Annotated in this window: 17 protein-coding genes and 1 riboswitch; of the genes, 10 read left to right on the plus strand and 7 right to left on the minus strand. The window is 67.8% G+C overall.

Going from position 1 to position 18,410, the window contains the following annotated elements; genetic code table 11:
* Positions 1-36: 36 nt before the first annotated feature.
* The 5 genes from radC (at position 37) to FHD67_RS10550 (ending at position 4,687) form a co-directional block, all read left to right on the plus strand.
* Complete coding sequence (gene radC / locus FHD67_RS10530) at positions 37-795, plus strand: RadC family protein (RefSeq protein ID WP_139598672.1); 759 nt, start codon at positions 37-39, stop codon at positions 793-795.
* Positions 796-973: 178 nt separating this feature from the next.
* Positions 974-1,537, plus strand: coding sequence for a ubiquinol-cytochrome c reductase iron-sulfur subunit (gene petA, locus FHD67_RS10535; protein WP_045982684.1), 564 nt, complete (start codon positions 974-976; stop codon positions 1,535-1,537).
* 11 nt (positions 1,538-1,548) lie between these two features.
* Entirely contained in the window at positions 1,549-2,889 is a 1,341-nt protein-coding gene (petB, locus tag FHD67_RS10540; protein WP_045982685.1) for a cytochrome b, read from the plus strand.
* Positions 2,890-2,903: 14 nt separating this feature from the next.
* Positions 2,904-3,695, plus strand: coding sequence for a cytochrome c1 (locus FHD67_RS10545; RefSeq protein ID WP_046000445.1), 792 nt, complete (start codon positions 2,904-2,906; stop codon positions 3,693-3,695).
* Positions 3,696-3,808: 113 nt separating this feature from the next.
* Entirely contained in the window at positions 3,809-4,687 is an 879-nt protein-coding gene (locus tag FHD67_RS10550; RefSeq protein WP_046000446.1) for a ribokinase, read from the plus strand.
* Here FHD67_RS10550 and aroC read toward each other — a convergent pair.
* Together aroC and mutS are read right to left on the minus strand one after the other, a co-directional pair.
* Positions 4,675-5,775 (minus strand): chorismate synthase, encoded by a 1,101-nt coding sequence (aroC, locus tag FHD67_RS10555; protein ID WP_046000447.1) that lies wholly within the window; start codon positions 5,773-5,775, stop codon positions 4,675-4,677. The genes FHD67_RS10550 and aroC overlap by 13 nt on opposite strands.
* Positions 5,772-8,405, minus strand: a complete 2,634-nt coding sequence (gene mutS, locus FHD67_RS10560; protein WP_139598673.1) for a DNA mismatch repair protein MutS — start codon at positions 8,403-8,405, stop codon at positions 5,772-5,774. The genes aroC and mutS overlap by 4 nt, the downstream gene beginning before the upstream one ends.
* A 46-nt stretch (positions 8,406-8,451) precedes the next feature.
* Positions 8,452-8,551, plus strand: a riboswitch (TPP riboswitch).
* Between the two features lie 30 nt (positions 8,552-8,581).
* Here mutS and FHD67_RS10565 point away from each other — a divergent pair.
* From FHD67_RS10565 to FHD67_RS10575, 3 genes are read left to right on the plus strand one after another with little or no spacing between them, the layout of a single operon-like run.
* Positions 8,582-9,553 (plus strand): thiamine ABC transporter substrate-binding protein, encoded by a 972-nt coding sequence (locus tag FHD67_RS10565; protein WP_139598674.1) that lies wholly within the window; start codon positions 8,582-8,584, stop codon positions 9,551-9,553.
* Positions 9,532-11,067, plus strand: coding sequence for an ABC transporter permease family protein (locus FHD67_RS10570; RefSeq protein ID WP_046000449.1), 1,536 nt, complete (start codon positions 9,532-9,534; stop codon positions 11,065-11,067). Before FHD67_RS10565 ends, FHD67_RS10570 begins: the two co-directional genes overlap by 22 nt.
* The gene (locus tag FHD67_RS10575; protein WP_139598675.1) at positions 11,057-11,743 is read left to right on the plus strand and encodes a thiamine ABC transporter ATP-binding protein; all 687 of its coding nucleotides are present in this window, start codon (positions 11,057-11,059) and stop codon (positions 11,741-11,743) included. The genes FHD67_RS10570 and FHD67_RS10575 overlap by 11 nt, the downstream gene beginning before the upstream one ends.
* Here the strand turns inward: FHD67_RS10575 and FHD67_RS10580 are convergent.
* From FHD67_RS10580 to FHD67_RS10595, 4 genes are all read right to left on the minus strand, one after another.
* Complete coding sequence (locus FHD67_RS10580; RefSeq protein WP_139598676.1) at positions 11,740-11,844, minus strand: DUF2474 family protein; 105 nt, start codon at positions 11,842-11,844, stop codon at positions 11,740-11,742. The genes FHD67_RS10575 and FHD67_RS10580 overlap by 4 nt on opposite strands.
* On the minus strand, positions 11,844-12,875 hold the full coding sequence (cydB, locus tag FHD67_RS10585; RefSeq protein WP_139598677.1) for a cytochrome d ubiquinol oxidase subunit II: 1,032 nt from the start codon (positions 12,873-12,875) through the stop codon (positions 11,844-11,846). Before cydB ends, FHD67_RS10580 begins: the two co-directional genes overlap by 1 nt.
* 2 nt (positions 12,876-12,877) lie before the next feature.
* Positions 12,878-14,317 (minus strand): cytochrome ubiquinol oxidase subunit I, encoded by a 1,440-nt coding sequence (locus tag FHD67_RS10590; protein WP_045982780.1) that lies wholly within the window; start codon positions 14,315-14,317, stop codon positions 12,878-12,880.
* A gap of 645 nt (positions 14,318-14,962) precedes the next feature.
* The gene (locus tag FHD67_RS10595; RefSeq protein ID WP_339819622.1) at positions 14,963-15,250 is read right to left on the minus strand and encodes a VOC family protein; all 288 of its coding nucleotides are present in this window, start codon (positions 15,248-15,250) and stop codon (positions 14,963-14,965) included.
* A gap of 304 nt (positions 15,251-15,554) precedes the next feature.
* Between FHD67_RS10595 and FHD67_RS10600 the strand changes: the two genes are divergently transcribed.
* On the plus strand, positions 15,555-16,175 hold the full coding sequence (locus tag FHD67_RS10600) for a GNAT family N-acetyltransferase (RefSeq protein ID WP_176695101.1): 621 nt from the start codon (positions 15,555-15,557) through the stop codon (positions 16,173-16,175).
* A 51-nt stretch (positions 16,176-16,226) separates the two neighbouring features.
* Here the strand turns inward: FHD67_RS10600 and FHD67_RS10605 are convergent, their stop codons facing one another.
* The gene (locus tag FHD67_RS10605) at positions 16,227-17,114 is read right to left on the minus strand and encodes a LysR family transcriptional regulator (RefSeq protein ID WP_139598679.1); all 888 of its coding nucleotides are present in this window, start codon (positions 17,112-17,114) and stop codon (positions 16,227-16,229) included.
* A 130-nt stretch (positions 17,115-17,244) separates the two neighbouring features.
* Between FHD67_RS10605 and ampC the strand changes: the two genes are divergently transcribed.
* Positions 17,245-18,405 carry a class C beta-lactamase gene (gene ampC / locus FHD67_RS10610; RefSeq protein ID WP_139598680.1) on the plus strand — a complete coding sequence of 387 codons (1,161 nt, stop codon included), beginning with the start codon at positions 17,245-17,247 and terminating at the stop codon, positions 18,403-18,405.
* The last annotated feature ends 5 nt before the right edge of the window (positions 18,406-18,410 follow it).

An 18,410-nucleotide genomic window follows, 5' to 3' on the forward strand; every position in this document is an offset into this window, starting at 1 on the left:
ACCGTTCCTTTACCGATTCGGGTTCATGTTCCGCACATGGACCCGAATCGTTCCTTTGGCGAAATGCCCCTGCCTTTGTTCAGCCCGGCCGCGGATGACGTGTTGCCGGCCGGCAAGGCTGCACCCTCCTATCTGGCCGATCATCGGGCAAGGCTGCGCGAACGGTTCCTGCAGGGCGGCGCGACCGCGATGCCCGATTACGAGCTTTTGGAGCTGGTGCTGTTCCGCGCCATCCCGCGCCAGGACGTCAAACCGCTGGCCCGCCGCCTGATCGAGACCTTCGGCGATTTCAACCGCGTGGTCACCGCGCCGCCCGCCCGCCTGCAGGCGGTCGACGGTGTTGGACCCGCCGTCGTCACCGAACTGAAGATCGTCGAGGCCGCGGCGCAGCGCATGGCCCGCGCCCGCATCATGCACCGCCCGGTCCTGTCCAGCTGGCAGTCGCTGCTGGATTACTGCCACACCACGATGGCGCATCGCGAGATCGAGCAGTTCCGCGTGCTGTACCTGGACCGCAAGAACGTCCTGATCGCGGACGAGGAGCAGTCGCGCGGCACGGTGGACCACGTCCCCGTCTATCCCCGCGAGATCATCCGCCGCGCGCTGGAGTTGAACGCCTCGGCGCTGATCCTGGTGCACAACCATCCCTCGGGCGATCCGACGCCCTCGGACAGCGACATCGCCATGACGGCACGCATCGGGCAGGCCGCGGAAAGCATGGGAATCACCATCCACGACCACCTGATCATCGGCAAGTCGCGCGAGCTGTCGTTCCGGTCCGAGGGCCTGCTCTGATCCCCGCGGGGGGTGCAGCATTTGTGCCCGATGCGTCGAATTGCAACGGGCCGCGACGGCTTATCATCTGGACTGACGAGGAATTGAGGGCTAGAACCGCCCCGCGAAGGCTGCGTTTCGGACGCGGCCCGGAATGTCGTATCGGCCTGCATTGACGGCCCGAATTGGAGTATGACCCGTGTCCCACGCAGATGACCACGTAGGCACCCGGAGGGATTTCCTCTATTATGCCACGGCGGGCGCAGGCACGGTGGCCGCCGGTGCCGCCGCCTGGACCCTTGTGAATCAGATGAACCCCTCGGCCGACGTGCAGGCGCTGGCCTCGATCCAGGTCGATGTCAGCGGCGTCGCCGCCGGGTCGCAGATCACCGTGCTGTTCCTGGGCAAGCCCGTGTTCATCCGCCGCCGGACCCCCGAGGAGATCGAGGCCGGACGTGCGGTCGAGCTGAGCGAGCTGCCCGACCAGAACGCCCAAAACCCCAACCTGGCCGACGGATCGCCCGCAACCGACGCGAACCGCGCGCTGGACGAGACCGGCGAATGGCTGGTCCAGATCGGCGTCTGCACCCATCTGGGCTGCGTGCCCATCGGTGACGGCGCGGGCGATTTCGGCGGCTGGTTCTGCCCCTGCCACGGCAGCCATTACGACACCGCAGGCCGCATCCGTCGCGGGCCCGCGCCGCAGAACATGCATATTCCGCTGGCGTCGTTCGTGAACGACACCACCATTCAGCTGGGTTAAGGAGGGTTATCATGGCCGGAATTCCGCACGACCATTACGAGCCCAAGTCGGGCTTCGAACGCTGGCTTCACCGCCGCCTGCCCGTCGCCGGCGTGCTTTACGACACGCTGATGATCCCCACGCCCAAGAACCTGAACTGGATGTGGATCTGGGGGATCGTGCTGGTCTTCTGCCTGGTGCTGCAGATCGTCACGGGCATCGTCCTGGTGATGCACTATACCCCGCATGTCGACATGGCCTTCGCCAGCGTCGAGCACATCATGCGCAACGTCAACGGCGGCTACATGCTGCGCTACATCCACATGAACGGCGCGTCGCTGTTCTTCGTGGCCGTATACCTGCACATCTTCCGCGGCCTCTACTACGGCAGCTACAAGGCCCCGCGCGAGGTCACCTGGATCATCGGCATGCTGATCTACCTGCTGATGATGGCCACCGCCTTCATGGGCTACGTGCTGCCCTGGGGTCAGATGTCCTTCTGGGGCGCGACCGTGATCACAGGCCTGTTCGGCGCCATTCCGGGCGTGGGTGAAACGCTGCAGACTTGGCTGCTGGGCGGACCCGCGGTCGGCAACGCGACGCTGAACCGCTTCTTCTCGCTGCACTACCTGCTGCCCTTCATCATCGCGGGCCTGGTCATCGTCCACGTGTGGGCCTTCCACACCACGGGCAACAACAACCCGACCGGCATCGAGGTGCGTCGCACCAGCAAGGAGGAGGCCGCCAAGGACACCCTGCCCTTCTGGCCCTACTTCGTCATCAAGGACCTGTTCGCGCTGGCCGTCATCCTGGCCGTGTTCTTCGCGATCGTGGGCTTCATGCCCAACTACCTGGGCCACCCGGACAACTACATCGAGGCCAACGCGCTGGCCACGCCCGCGCATATCGTGCCCGAATGGTACTTCCTGCCCTTCTACGCGATCCTGCGCGCCTTCGACGCCGAGGTGTGGCTGGTCCAGCTGGTCCAGTTCGTGACCTTCGGCATCGTCGACGCCAAGTTCTTCGGCGTGCTGGCGATGTTCGGCGCCATCGTGGTGATGGGCCTGGCGCCCTGGCTGGACACCAGCCGCGTGCGCTCGGGCCGCTATCGTCCGCAGTTCAAGTGGTGGTTCTGGCTGCTGGCGGTCGACTTCGTCGTCCTAACCTGGGTCGGCGCCATGCCCACCGAGGGGCCCTATCCCTACATCGCGCTGGCTGCCGCGGCCTACTGGTTCGGCTACTTCCTGGTGATCCTGCCGCTGCTGGGCGTGATCGAGAAGCCGGAGCCCATGCCCGCCACGATCGAGGAAGACTTCAACGAACACTACGCGCCCAAGGTTGGTGGAACCAGCCTGACGCAGCCGGCCGAATGAGAGGACCAAGGATCATGCTGAAAGCACTAGCGATCGCCGCCGTCACGGCCCTTGGCCTGTCCGGACCGGCGATGGCCGCAGGCGAAGGCGGGCACATCGAGGATGTCGCCTTCCCGCACGAGGGTCCGTTCGGCGCATACGACCAGTTCCAGCTGCAGCGCGGGTTGCAGGTCTATACCGAGGTCTGCTCGGCCTGCCACGGCCTGAAATACGTCGCCATCCGCACCCTGGCGGATGAAGGCGGCCCCGGCCTGCCCGAGGATCAGGTTCGCGCCTATGCGGCCGAACTGCTGCCGGTCTTCGACGACGCGATCGGAGAGGAGCGTCCGCGCACCATCACCGATCACTTCCCGGCAACCTCGGGTGACGGCATGGGCCCGGATCTGTCGCTGATGGCCAAGGCCCGCGCGGGCTTTCACGGCCCCTTCGGCACCGGCCTCAGCCAGCTGGTCAACGGCATGGGCGGTCCGGAATACATCCACGCCCTGCTGACCAGCTATACCGGCGAGGACCAGGAACAGGCCGGCACGCTGCTGCACGGCAACACCGCCTTCCCCGGCGGCTGGATCAGCATGGCGGCTCCGCTGTCCGACGGTCAGGTCACCTACGAGGACGGCACCGAGGCGACCGTCGACCAGATGGCGATGGACATCGCGGCCTTCCTGATGTGGACCGCCGAGCCCAAGATGATGGACCGCAAGTCCGTGGGCCTGGTCGCGGTGCTGTTCCTGGTGCTGCTCAGCGCGCTGCTCTATGTCGTGAACAAGCGGCTGTGGGCGCCCCACAAGGGCAAGCTGCCCGCCTGATCCTGCACGACAGGTCGACATGACAGGACGCGCCCCGCAACGGGCGCGTCTTTTCACATCTGGACAAGGCCCGGCCCGCCCGGTCACATGGCCGCCAAACGGCGGAGGCGTGCATGGCAATCTGGAACCTGGGCTCGATCAACATCGACCACGTCTATCCGCTGGAGAGCCTGCCCAAGCCCGGAGAGACGCTGGCCTCGCGCGGTTATGCGCAGGGTCTGGGCGGCAAGGGCGCGAACCAGTCGGTCGCCGCGGCGCGCGCGGGCGCGGTCACGCATCACCTGGGGGCGATGGGCACGGGCGATGACTGGGTGCGCGACCGGCTGGCGCAGGCGGGCGTGGACATGGGGCATGTCGCCCGCCTTGCGGATCAGGCGACGGGCCACGCGATCATCCTGCTGGATGCCGATGCGGAAAACGCCATCGTCATCCACCCCGGCGCTAACCGCGCCATCGACGAGGATGCCCTGACGCAGGCCCTCTCCGCCCTGACCCCCGCTGATACGCTGCTGATCCAGAACGAGACGAACGGCCAAGTCGCCGCCGCCCGCGCGGCGCAGGCGCAGGGCGCACGCGTGATCTATTCCGCCGCCCCTTTCGATCTGGACGCGGTGCGCGCGGTCCTGCCCCATGTGTCGATCCTGGCGATGAACGCCGGAGAGGCGGAGCAGCTGTTCGCGGGTGACCCCGGCGACCTGCCCGTGCAGGGCCTGCTGATCACCCGCGGCGCGGAGGGTGCCGAATATCGCGACCTGACCACGGGCCAGGTGCATGAGCAGCCCTCGTTCCGCGTGACGCCGGTGGACACGACCGGCGCGGGCGACACCTTCGCGGGCTATTTCGCGGCGGCGTTGGACGGCGGGGCGGATATTCCTGCCGCCCTAAGGTTGGCCTCGGCCGCGGCGGCGGTCAAGGTCACGCGGGCGGGGGCGGGCGATGCCATCCCCACCCGTACCGAAGTAGACGCGTTTCTGTCCGATCAGCCGATCTGACCACGCACCCCGCCGGTCTGCGCTCGGTCCATCAGCAGGTGATCCAGGATCACGCAGGCGGCCATCGCCTCGGCCACTGGCACGGCACGGATGCCCACGCAGGGGTCGTGGCGGCCCTTGGTGATCACGTCGATCTCCTCTCCGCGTGAGTTGATCGATCGGCGGGGCGTGGTGATCGAGCTGGTCGGCTTGATCGCGAAACGCACGACGATGTCCTGTCCGGTCGAGATGCCGCCCAGAATCCCGCCCGCATGGTTCGACAGGAACTCCGGCCCGTCCGGCCCCATGCGGATCTCGTCCGCGTTCGCCACCCCGGTCAGCGCGGCCGAGGCCATGCCCTCGCCGATCTCGACGGCCTTCACGGCGTTGATCGACATCATCGCGGCGGCCAGATCGGTGTCCAGCTTTGCATAGACCGGCGCGCCGATGCCCGGCGGGCAGCCCTGAACGCAGACCTCGATGGCCGCGCCGACGCTGTTCTGATCCTTGCGGATTTCGTCCAGGTAATCGGACCAGGCCTGCACCGCGCCCGCATCGGGCAGGAAGAACGGATTGTCGTTCACCGCGCCCAGGTCCAGCCGGTCACGGTCCAGATGCATCGCGCCCATCTGCACCATGTAGCCGGTGATCCGCAGATCGGGCACAAACGCGCCCAGAACCGCCTGCGCGACCGCTCCGGCCGCAACCCGCGCCGCCGTCTCGCGCGCCGAAGACCGGCCCCCGCCGCGATAATCGCGCACCCCATATTTCAGGTGATAGGTGATGTCGGCATGGCCGGGGCGAAAGCTGGTGGCGATGTCGCCGTAATCCTTGGACCGCTGGTCGGTATTCTCGATCATCAGCTGGATCGCGGTGCCGGTGGTGACACCCTCGAAGACACCGGACAGGATGCGGACCTGGTCGGGTTCGCGCCGCTGCGTGGTGTGTTTCGACGTCCCGGGGCGGCGGCGGTCCATGAAGCGCTGGATGTATTCTTCGGTCAGGGGCACGCCGGGCGGCACGCCGTCCACCGTCGCGCCCAGGGCGGGGCCGTGGCTTTCGCCCCAGGTGGTAAAGCGGAACTCGCGGCCGAAGGTGTTGTAGCTCATGGGCGCGTCTCCTCGGACAGGGCTTTCAATTCATAGATCAGGTCCAGCGCCTCGCGCGGGGACAGGGCGTCGGGATGGACCGCCTTCAGCCGGTCGTCCAGCGGGCGGGCCTTGGGCGCGGGCGGCGGGGCGGCGCGGAACAGCGGCAGATCGTCAATCAGCGCCACCGGGCGCGCCGACTGACGCTCTCCGCTTTCCAGCGCGGTCAGCACGGTGCGGGCGCGTTCCACGACGGAGGCGGGCAGACCCGCCAGCCGCGCGACCTGCACGCCATAGCTGCGGTCGGCCGCGCCCTTCCTGACCTCGTGCAGAAAGATCACCTCGCCCTGCCACTCGCGCACCGTGACGGTGGCGTTCTCGACCCCCTCCAGCTTGGCCGACAGCGCCGTCATCTCATGATAATGCGTGGCGAACAGCGCCCGGCAGCGGTTGGCGGCATGCAGATGCTCCATCACCGCCCAGGCAATCGACAGCCCGTCCCAGGTCGAGGTGCCGCGCCCGATCTCGTCCAGGATCACCAGCGCGCGATCATCGGCCTGGTTCAGGATCGCCGCCGTCTCGACCATCTCGACCATGAAGGTCGAGCGTCCCCGCGCCAGGTCGTCGGCGGCGCCCACGCGACTGAACAGCTGGCTGACCAGCCCGATATGCGCCGCGCGCGCTGGAACAAAGGCCCCGGCCTGCGCCAGCACCGCGATCAGCGCGTTCTGCCGCAGGAAGGTCGACTTGCCCGCCATGTTCGGCCCGGTCAGCAGCCAGATCGCGGGCGTGGCCCCGGTGGTCAGGTCGCAATCATTGGCGACGAAGCTTTCCGCCTTGCGGCGCAGTGCGCGTTCCACGACCGGATGGCGGCTGCCTTCGATGACGAAGGCGCGGCTGTCATCGACGCGCGGCCGGACCCAGCCCTCGCCCGAGGCGAGATCCGCGAAGGCGCAGGCCAGGTCGATCTCGGCCAGCGCACGGGCCGCCTGCCCGATCCGCGCCGCCTGATCCAGGATCGCCGACCGCAGGCGATCGAAGATGCCCCGCTCGATCTCCAGCGCGCGGTCGCGGGCGTTCAGGATGCGGGTCTCCAGTTCGGACAGTTCCACCGTGGTGAATCGGATCTGGTTCGCGGTGGTCTGGCGGTGGATGAAGGTCTGGTTCAAGGGCGCGGCCATCATGCGCTCGGCATGGGTGGTCGTCGTCTCGATGAAATAGCCCAGGACGTTGTTGTGCTTGATCTTCAGGCTGCCGACCCCGGCCAGGGCCGCGTAATCGGCCTGCATGCCCGCAATGACGCCGCGCCCCTCGTCGCGCAGGCGACGGGTCTGGTCCAGATCGGCGTCATGCCCCTCGGCCACGAAGCCGCCATCGCGCGCCAGCAAAGGCGGTTCGGCCACCAGCGCATCATCCAGCAGATCGACCAGCGCCTCATGCCCGACCAGATCGCCCGCCGCATCGCGCAGCACGGGCGGCGCGTCGCCGGGCAGGCGCAAAGCGATGGCCGCGCCCTGCGTCAGCCCGGCTCGGATCGCGGCCAGATCGCGCGGACCGCCCCGGTCCAGCGCCAGCCGCGACAGTGCCCGGTCCATGTCCGGCACCCGCGCCAGCGCGCCGCGCAGATCCGAGAGCAACCGCGCATCGGCGGCCAGCGCCGCCACCGCATCATGGCGCGCCGCGATCAGGCCCAAATCGCGCGACGGCGCGCTGATCCGTCGCTCCAGCAGGCGCGCGCCCGGCGCGGTCACGGTGCGATCGATGGCCGCCAGCAGCGATCCGTCGCGCCCGCCCGACAGGGCCTGGGTCAGTTCCAGATTGCGCCGGGTCGCCGCGTCGATCTGCATCGCGCCGCCCGCGCGTTCGCGCACCGGCGGGCGCAGCAGCGGCAGGCGGCCCTTCTGCGTCATGTCCAGATAATCGACGATGGCGCCCATCGCGGCCAGTTCGGCGCGGGTGAAGCTGCCGAAGCCGTCCAGCGTCTCGACCCCATAGAGCGCACACAGCCGCCGCGTGCCCGCATTGCTGTCGAAGGCGCTGGCATGCAGGTCGGTCATCACCGCACCTGCATCGCCGATCAACTCCTCCAGCCCCGTGTCGCAGGCCAGCACCTCGCGCGGGGCCAGCCGCGCCAGTTCGGGGGCCAGACGCGGCAGGGGGCAATCCATCACCGAAAACGCGCCGGTCGAGATGTCGACCCAAGCCAGCGCGCCCTCCTCGCGGACCACCACGAAGGCCGCCAGGTAATTGTGCCGCCGCGCCTCCAGCAGCGATTCCTCGGTCAGCGTGCCGGGCGTCACCAGCCGCACCACGTCGCGGGCCACGACCGATTTCGACCCGCGCTTCTTGGCTTCCGCAGGGTCCTCCATCTGTTCGGCAATGGCCACACGGAAACCCTTGCGGATCAGCGTCAGCAGATAGCCCTCGGCCGCATGGACCGGCACGCCGCACATCGGGATGGGTTCGCCCAGATGCGTGCCGCGCTTCGTCAGCGCGATGTCCAGCGCGGCGGCGGCGGCGACCGCGTCGTCGAAGAACATCTCGTAGAAATCGCCCATGCGATAGAACAGCAGCGCGCCGGGATTGGCCTCCCGGATTGCAAGATATTGCGCCATCATCGGCGTGGGCTGGTCGGTCGTGTCCCTGGTCATGGGCGGTTTCTATCCGCTTGCGCGGGCGCGCGAAACCTCTACATTCAGGGGCACCTCGGGGTGCCCCATGCGGGCTGAGACGCGACAGCGGACCCGTTGAACCTGATCCGGCTCACACCGGCGGAGGGAAGGTGCGCACCCCCTTCTTTTCGACATTCCGACAAGAGAGGCTGCCGATGAAATCCGTCCTGATCCCCGCCTTGCTGCTGGCCACCCCCGCCCTGGCCCAGGATCGCGTCCTGACCGTCTATGCGGGCGACAGCGTCACCAGCGAATGGGGCCCCGGCCCCGCCATCGAGGAGGGGTTCGAGGCGATCTGCGACTGCGACCTGCAATTCGTGACCGGCGACGTGCTGCCCCGCATCTTGATGGAGGGGGCGGGCACCCAGGCCGACATCGTCTTCGGCCTGAACACCGACATGACCGCGCGCGCCCGCGCATCGGGTCTGTTCGCGCCGCATGGGCAGGACACGTCCGACCTGTCGCTGCCCATCGCATGGGAGGACGACATCTTCCTGCCCTACAACTGGGGCGAGACGGCCTTCGTCTATGACAGCACCCGGCTGGAGAACCCGCCCGCCAGCTTTGCCGAGCTGCTGGAGGCCGAGGATATCAGCATCGTCATCCAGGACCCGCGCAGTTCGGTGTCGGGTCTGGCGATGCTGCTGTGGGTCAAGTCGGTCTATGGCGATCAGGCGGGCGAGGCCTGGGCCAAGCTCGCCCCCAAGGTGCTGACCGTCACCCGCGGCTGGTCCGAATCCTATGGCCTGTTCACCGACGGAGAGGCGGACATGGTCCTGTCCTACACCACCTCGCCCGCCTATCACATCGCCGCCGAGGAAGACGACACCAAGCGCGCCGCCATCTTCCCCGAGGGGCATTACTTCATGGCCGAACTGGTGGCCCAGGTCGCGGGCACCGATCAGCCCGAACTGGCGCAAGCCTTCATGGACTGGGTGCTGACCCCCGATTTCCAGGCGACGATCCCGCTGGCCAACTGGTCCCTGCCCGCAAAACTGCCTGAGGCCGACTGGCCGCAGGTGATGCGCGACCTGCCCCGGCCCGACAAGACCCTGTTCCTGTCCGAGGACGAGGCAGAGTCCCTGCGCGCCCCCGCCCTGGACGAATGGCAGCGGGCCTTCCGCTGAGCATCGGCCACGCCATCGCGGGCGCACTTGCCGCGCTGATCCTGGGCACGCTGGCGGCGGTGGCCTGGGTCGCGGGCGGGCTGTCGAGCCTGACCGAATGGGACCTGCGCGCGGTCTGGTTCACCCTGTGGCAGGCGGCGCTGTCCGCGACCCTGTCGGCCGCGCTGGCCGTGCCGGTGGCGCGCGCGCTGGCCCGGCGGCGGTTCCGGGGGCGCGGGCTGCTGGTCACGCTGCTGGGCGCGCCCTTCATCCTGCCGGTGATCGTGGCGGTGCTGGGCCTGATCGCGATCTTCGGGCGCAACGGTGCGCTGAACGGCGCGCTGGAGGCCCTGGGCCTGCCCGCCATCGGCATCTATGGCTGGCAGGGGGTGATCCTGGCGCATGTCTTCTTCAACCTGCCGCTGTCGGTGCGGCTGATCCTGCAGGGCTGGCAGGCGATTCCCGCGGAACGCTTCCGGCTGGCCGCGTCCCTGGATTTCGCCCCCCGCGACATCGCCCGCCATCTGGAGCGCCCGATGCTGCGCGGCGTGCTGCCCGGCGTCTGGCTGGCGGTGTTCCTGGTCTGCCTGACCTCTTTCACGGTGGCGCTGGCCCTGGGCGGGGGGCCGCGGGCCACGACGGTGGAACTGGCCATCTATCAGGCCTTCCGATTCGATTTCGACCTGGGGCGGGCGGCGGCCCTGGGGATGGTTCAGATCGCGATCTGCATCGCGGCGGCGGCGCTGGCCGCGCGGATCACGGTGCCCGCAGGCTTCGGCGCGGGGCTGGATGCTTTGGGCGGGCCGCCCGCGCCGGGCGGCTGGCGGCGGCTGACGGACGCAGCGGTGATCGCGGCGGCAGCGGCCTTTCTGCTGGCGCCGCTGATCTCGGTCGCGGCGACGGGCCTGCCGCGCCTGACCGCCCTGCCGCCCGAGGTCTGGCAGGCCACGCGCCGGTCGGTGCTGATGGCCGTGATCTCGGCGCTGCTCTGCGCGGGGGCGGCCTTGGCGCTGGCCCTGACGGTGGCGCGGGGCGCGGCCCGGTGGGTCGAGGCGGCGGGCATGCTGCCGCTGATCGCCTCGCCGCTGGTGCTGGGGACGGGGCTGTTCATCCTGCTGCGCGGTACGGTCACGCCCCAGCAGATGGCCCTGCCGGTCACGGCGCTGATCAACGCGGCGATGGCCCTGCCCTTCGCGCTGCGCGCGCTGATCCCGGCGGCGCGGGCGCTGGAACAGGATTACGGCCAACTTGCCGCATCGCTGGACCTGCGGGGCTGGGCACGGCTGCGCCTTCTGGTGCTGCCCCGTCTGGCGCGCCCATTGGGCTTTGGTGCCGGGCTGGCGGCGGCGCTGGCCATGGGCGATCTTGGCGTCATCACCCTGTTCGCAGGGGATCGCCCGACCCTGCCGCTGATGCTGTACCAGCTGATGAACGGCTATCGCATGGCCGATGCCGCGGCTTGCGCCCTGCTGTTGATGGGGCTCAGCCTGGGGCTGTTCTGGATGTTCGACAGGGGAGGCCGACGTGACGCTTGAATTCCGCGACATCCTGCTGCGACAGGACGACTTCCAGCTGACCGCGGACCTGACCGTGCCGCAGGGTCGCCATGCGGTGATCGGCGCCTCGGGGTCGGGCAAGTCGACCCTGCTGGCCTTGGTGGCGGGGTTTCTGGCCCCGACAAAGGGCCGGCTGATCTGGGACGGCCAGGATATCACCGACATGACGCCCGGCCAACGACCAGTGTCGATCCTGTTTCAACACCACAATTTGTTTCCTCATCTAACCGTGAAACAAAATGTAGGGATGGGCCTGCGCCCGAACCTGCGTCTGGACCGGGATCAGCAGCGCCGCGTGATGCAGGTGCTGGACCATGTCGGCCTGTCCGGCACGCAGGATCGCCGCCCCGCAGCCCTGTCGGGTGGTCAGCAAAGCCGCGTCGCGCTGGCCCGGGTGCTGCTGCGGGCGCGGCCCCTGCTTCTTTTGGACGAACCCTTCGCGGCGCTAGGTCCGGCGCTGAAGTCGGAGATGCTGACCCTGCTGGCGCAGGTGGCGTCCGACACAACGGTGCTGATGGTGACCCATGATCCGGCCGATGCGCGGGCCTTTGCGCCCGACACCCTGCTGGTCGAGGATGGCGCGGTGCACGCCCCCCGCCCCACCGGGCCGCTGCTGGACGATCCGCCGCCGGGACTGCGCGCCTATCTGGGCTAGGCGATCCACAGGCGGATGATCCAGGCGACGGTGCCGATCACCGCCACGCTGGCCAGCCATATCGCCACGAACCACGCCAGCCGCCGCAGGGATTGCGGCATCAGTGGTACCCCTCCTTGGGGTCCATCTTTCCGCGGAACACCCAATAGGAATAGGCGGTATAGGTCAGGATCACCGGGATCAGCACGGCCGCACCGACCAGCATGAAGATCTGGCTGTTGCGGGGGGCGGCGGCCTCCCAGATCGTGACCTCGACCGGGACGATGTAGGGGAACATCGAGATCCCCAACCCGACGAAGCCCAAGATGAACATCCCCAGCGCGCAGAGGAACGGCCAGTAGTCGTGATGACGCACCATCAGCGAGGTGAACATGCCGAAGGCCAGGCCCAGCACGGCGGCACCCACCCCCGCCGCCAGAACGATGTTCCAGCCGCCGAACCAGCGGCTGTAATAGCCGTCCTGCAGGAACGGCGTCCACAGGCTGACCACGCCCATGAAGATCACCGTGCCGACACCCAGCACCCAGGCCCGCTTGCGCATGCGCTCCTGCAGGGGGCCGGCGGTCTTCATCACCAGCCACGTCGCACCCAGAAGGGCGTATCCGACCATTACCGCGACGCCGACCATCAGCGTGAAGGGCGTCAGCCAGTCCCACCAGCCGCCGGAATATTCGCGCGCGGCCTTGTCGATGTCGATGCCCTGCAGCAGCCCACCCAGGGTGATGCCCTGCGCCAGTGCGGCCACCGCCGATCCGCCGATGAAGGCCACGTCCCAGACCTTGCGCCAGCGCTTGGTACGCCAGCGGAACTCGAACGCGACGCCGCGGAAGATCAGCGCCAGCAGCATCGCCATGATCGGCGCATACAGCGCCGGCAGGATCAGCGCATAGGCCAGCGGAAAGGCCGCGAACAGCCCGCCCCCGCCGAAGACGAGCCAGGTTTCGTTCCCGTCCCAGACCGGCGCGACCGAGTTCATCATGATGTCGCGGTCCTCGCCCTCGGGTTCGACCGCGAACAGCATGCCCAGGCCCAGGTCGAACCCGTCCAGCACGACATAGACCAGCACCGCAAAGGCGATGACGAAGGCCCAGATGACGGTCAGATCCAGCGAAACGCCTTCTGCGAGGGGCATGGTCACTCTCCGGGTTGGACGTTGCGGGTCGGGTGCTGCTGGGCGGGCGTGGTGCCCGCCGTGCGCGTCGGGCTGTTGGTCACGTCCTTCAGCCGCGGTTCGTTATTTGCCGGAGAGCGGCTCATCAGACGCAGGATATAGTATGTCCCCGCCCCAAAGACCGCAAAATAGACGATGATGAAGGCCACCAGCGATGCCCCCACCGCGGCCGCGTCCAGGGGTGCGGCGCTGTCCACCGTGCGCAGGTGACCATAGACGGTGAAGGGCTGCCGCCCGACCTCGGTCGTGACCCATCCGGCCAGCACGGCGATCAGCCCCGCGGGCGACATCACAAGGGCGGCGCGGTGCAGCATGGGGCTGTCGAACAGCATCCCCCGCCAGCGCGCCCACAGCGACCAGACCCCGATCCCCAGCATGGCAAAGCCAAGCGCGACCATGATGCGGAACGACCAGAAGACGATGGCCACGGGGGGCTGATCCTCGCGCGGGATGGTGTCCAGGCCCGCAAGCGGCGCGTTCAGGTCGTGCTTCAGGATCAGGGACGACAGCTTGGGGATGCCGATGGCATAGTCCAGGCGCTGTTCGTCCTGGTTCGGGATGCCGAACAGGTATAGCGGCGCGCCTTCGTCATGGCTCTCGAAATGGCCCTCCATCGCCATGACCTTGGCCGGCTGGTGCTCCAGCGTGTTGATGCCGTGGAAATCGCCCAGCACGATCTGGACCGGGGCAAAGATCGCCGCCATCCACATCGCCATGCTGAACATGGTCCGCGTGGCCGGGCTGACCTTGTCGCGGCGGTGCCGGTGGCGCAGCAGGTGCAGGGCCGCCACGCCCCCCACGATGAAGGCCGTGGTCAGATAGGCCGCGGTCACCGTGTGCATCAGCCGGAACGGAAAGGACGGGTTGAAGATCACCTGCCAGAAGTCGGTGGGCAGGAACTGCCCCGTCTCGGGGTCGATCTCGAAGCCCGCTGGGGTGTGCATCCAGCTGTTGACCGACAGGATCCAGAAGGCCGAGAACGCCGTGCCCAACGCCACCGCGGCGCAGGCGATCATGTGCAGCGTGGGCCCGACGCGGTCGCGCCCGAACAGCATGATCCCCAGGAACCCGGCCTCCAGGAAGAAGGCCGACAGGACCTCATAGGCCATCGGCGCGCCGATGACCGGCCCCGCCTTGTCGGAAAAGGCCGACCAGTTCGTGCCGAACTGATAGGACATCACGATGCCCGACACGACGCCCATGGCAAAGGCCAGGGCAAAGATCTTGACCCAGTATCGGAACAGATCCAGGTACTTGTGGTCCTTTGTCCACAGCCACAGCCCGTTCAGGACCGCCAGAAAGCTGGCCAGCCCGATCGTGAAGGCGGGGAACAGGAAGTGGAAGCTGACCGTGAAGGCGAACTGGATCCGGGCCAGCAGGATGGCATCTGCATTGTCGAACATCGGGGGCCTTTCACGGCAGGGGCACGCCCCGCGGGCATGTCGGTTTCGGACCGGCCACCGCCTGCACCACGGGCACATGACCGGACCCATCGTCGTCTGGAATCATAGTGCTCCTACTGGTCGCGGCCGCGCAAGGGCATCGATGTCGCGCCCGCCGCCCTGTGGCGCATCTGCGTCACGGGTGGCACCTTGGGCCGATGTCAGGGGTGCACAGGGGGTGAGGCACCGCCGCGTGGTCCTGTATCGACGGTCGGTGGGGTCTGGTTGCTGCACTGCCGGCCCCCCGGACGCGGTTGTGCTTTCCGAGCAATGAATTTGGCGCCATGCGGCGGGAGGCACCGGCAATTATGCTATGCCCGCCCTGGTGGCCTCGACGCTGTCACTTGAGGACGGACCGCGTGGCACGGGTGCTGTCCAAGGTATTCCCTGTGCGCATCACGCGCACGATCCATCAGGCGGCGGTCGCGGGCGTGCCGCAGCCGCGGATGGGCACGATCCGTGATGGCCGGAGGGGGAAAGGCAGTAGATGCGACATCATCGGCCGTAGCGGAGGGCGCGGCGGATGGGTGCGTCGAGGATCGCGTCGCGGGTACCGCCGTCCTGAGACCCGCGATCCATATCGAGGATACCGGCGCGACGCGGACTTCAGCTGCCCGTTCCGTCGCGGTTGGAACGGGCATGTTCGATCAGGTCCCAACGATTTCCCCAGGGATCCCTCCAGACGACGACACGCCCGTAAGGCTCGTCGCGCGGAAGCGTCTCGAACGTCACGCCCGCGGCCTGGAGGCGCTGATAGTCGCGCGCGAAATCGTCCGTCTCAAGGAAAAGCCAGACCCGCCCGCCGCCCTGCTCTCCGATCGTCGCGGTCTGGCGGTCTCCGACGGCCCGGGCAAGCAGGATCTCGGTATCGCCACCCGCGCAATCCGCACCCATCGCTTGCCATCGCCCAGTTCGGTATCCTCCCGGCACTCGAAACCGATCCGGCAAAAGAAGTCGAGCGCGGCGTCGCAGTCCGGGACCAGCAGGGACAGGTGGGCGATGCGGGCGGGCATGACATTGTGCTTTCCATCGGGACGGTCGCGACGCGTTTCTGGGGCACAGCCCGGTCCGCGACTAGCCCGCCCGTGGCATTTCGCGATCTGGGCGGGAATGCAGGCACGTGTTCGGCGCACGGCAGTCTTATTCCCATGGCTGTCGATCCGGGCGATAATCATGCTCGCAGACCATGGAGAAGCGCATGCCCCCGCCCTACGCGCGCCTGAAGGATCCCGCGTCATATGTCCCGCCGCGGATCGTTCGGACATCCCGGCTGGATCTTTGCCCCGCGAGCGTTGATGACGCCGCCGCGGTGGCGCAGGCCAGGGGCGAAAGCCATGCAGAATTGGTGCCGTGGTTTCACGGGACGATGGGGAACCCTGGACACGAACGGGATGCCCGGTGGCAATCAGAGCGGCTAGCGGAAGCGGTGGAGGCTGCACAACGACGCGAGCGGCTGTCCTATCTTGCATGGGCCTCGGGCGTCTGTGTCGGCGCGGTCGATCTGATCCCGCAGTGGCGGCGGGGCCAGTTCCGACTGTCCTACTGGGTGCGGTCCTCAGCCTGCCGCCAGGGATATGGGGCTCAGGCGGTGAACGCGATGATACGGGCCGCCTTTGGGGCCTTGGACGCACGTCTGGTGACGACCGGTCATGCCGCGCCCAACACGGCCAGCGCAGGTCTGGCACGGACGCTGGGCTTCAGGCAGATCGCATGCCAGCCGCTTCGGTACGAGATGCCCGACGGCCTGCTGGTGGACGGCATCGCCTATGCCATCGAAGACATTGCCGTCCTGCCACCCCTGAAGGTCGCATGGGCCTGACTGACACGACGGTTTTGCCCCGCACCTGATCGGTCGTGCAGGGGCGGGCGGTCAGCCCGTCGCGGGCGGCTGATCCGTTACCTCCCGGCACAGCCACTCTCGAAAGCTGCGCATTCCGCTGGTTTCCGGCCTGGATTGCAGGCGGGTCAGCCAATAGGCGCCTGCGGCAATGGAATGATCGAACAGGGTCACAAGACGGCCGCGATCCGTCCAGTGGCCGAAAAGCGCAGGCGGCAGCAGCGCGATCCCGTGCCCCTCCGCCGCCATGTCCGCCAGGGCGATGGAGCTGTCCAGCATCGGCCCCCGCAGGGGCGGGCAGGCCAGGCCCAGCCCTGCGAACCACCGTTCCCATTCGCCTGTCCGATAGGATCGCAGCAGCGGTTGCTCCAGCATCGCCTGGGGGCCGGACATGGTCCTGGCGCGGTCCGGGGCGCACATGGGGGCCAGGGGTGCGTCCATGATGCGGGTGGCCTGCAGCCCATGCCACGACCCGTCGCCAAAGCGGATGGCCAGGTCAAGCCCTTCGCCCGGAATGCTGACGCGGTTGTTGTTGGCGAAGATGCGCAGGTCCACCTCGGGATGCGCCGCCTCGAACCCGGCCAGGCGCGGGATCAGCCAGCCCGTCGCAAAGGTTCCGACCACGCCCACATGCAGCGCCTCGTGATAGCGCCCGCTCGAGAACCGGTCCAGCGTCGCGCCGATCAGGTCCAGCGATCCGGTCAGGACCGGGGCCAGGGCCGCACCCTCGTCGGTCAGTACCAGCCCTCGGGGCACACGCCGGAACAGGGCCACGCCAAGGCGTTCCTCGAGGTTGCGGATCTGGTGGCTGAGCGCCGCCTGCGTCACGCACAGTTCGATCGCGGCCTTCGACAGCGTCAGGTGCCGGGCCGCGGCTTCGAAGGCCCGCAGCGCATTCAGGGGGATGTTGGGCCGATCCATCACGCATCCATTAGAATTTCTCAACGATAGGGCAAGAAACCATGATTTGATGCCCATGCACGATCACAATAGCTCTGGCTGGCAAAATTAATTCATGTCGCGGCGCCGTCGCGACGCCAGAGGGAATCCCATGACCATCATCCGAACCGTGGCTGTCGCAGCCGTGCTGCTGACGACCCCCGCCCATGCCCAAGGGCTGACCGAGCAGGCATTCCAGCAGATCAGCGAAAGCGTCTTTCGCCCCGTCATCGAGGAGTTCGACATTCCCGGCATCGCCATCGGCGTGACGATGGACGGACAGCAGTTCTTCTTCACCGATGGATTGGCCGATCGCGCGGCATCGCGCCCCGTCGACCGCGACACGCTGTTCGAGCTGGGATCGAACAGCAAGCTGTTCACCGTGGCCCTGGCGGCCCTTGCGGAACAGCGCGGCTTTTTGTCCCTGCAGGACCCGGTGTCATCCCGGATGCCTGCGCTGGCGGGCAGCGCCTTCGATGCGGTGACGCTGGCCGATCTTGCCGCCCATGCCACGGGTGGCCTGCCCCTGCAGGTGCCCGACGCGGTCACGGACATGGACGGCCTGATGACCTATCTGAACGCTTGGACGCCGCAGGGCGGGGCCGGCACGCGGCGCGCCTATTCCAATGTCAGCATCGGCCTTTTGGGGCTGATCGCGGGAGAGCAGTTCGGGACGACCTACACGGATGCGCTGGCCCGTGACCTTCTTCCCGGACTGGGTCTGGGCAGCACCTTCGTCGATGTCCCCGACGCCGAGATGGCGCGCTATGCCTTCGGTTATTCCAGAACGGACGACAGCCCGATCCGCGTCAACCCCGGCATGCTGGATGCCGAGGCCTATGGCATCAAGTCGTCGGTGACCGACATGACCCGTTTCCTGGACGCCCATCTGCGCAATCTTACCCTGGAGGGCGAGATCACGGCAGCGCTGGCGCGGACGCGCCGGTCGGACTACGACACAGCCCATTACGCGCAGGCCATGATCTGGGAAGGGTATCCTTGGCCCGTGGATGCAGCTGCGCTGGCGGCCGGAAATTCGCCGGACATGGCGATGTCGCCGCAACCCATGACCAAGGTCGACGCGCGCCAGTTGGAGGGGGACGTCTATCTGAACAAGACGGGGGCGACCAACGGCTTTGGCTCTTACGTCGCGATGGTGCCGTCCGAACGGATCGGCGTCGTGGTCCTGGCGAACCGCAACTATCCCAACCCGGTCCGTGCGGAAGCGACGCGAGAGCTGATCGTGCAACTGCTGGCGCGCGCCAGAGAGTGAACGGC

Origin of the sequence: Paracoccus haeundaensis (assembly GCF_006239215.1) — a bacterium.
Classification (GTDB): Bacteria; Pseudomonadota; Alphaproteobacteria; order Rhodobacterales; family Rhodobacteraceae; genus Paracoccus; species Paracoccus marcusii.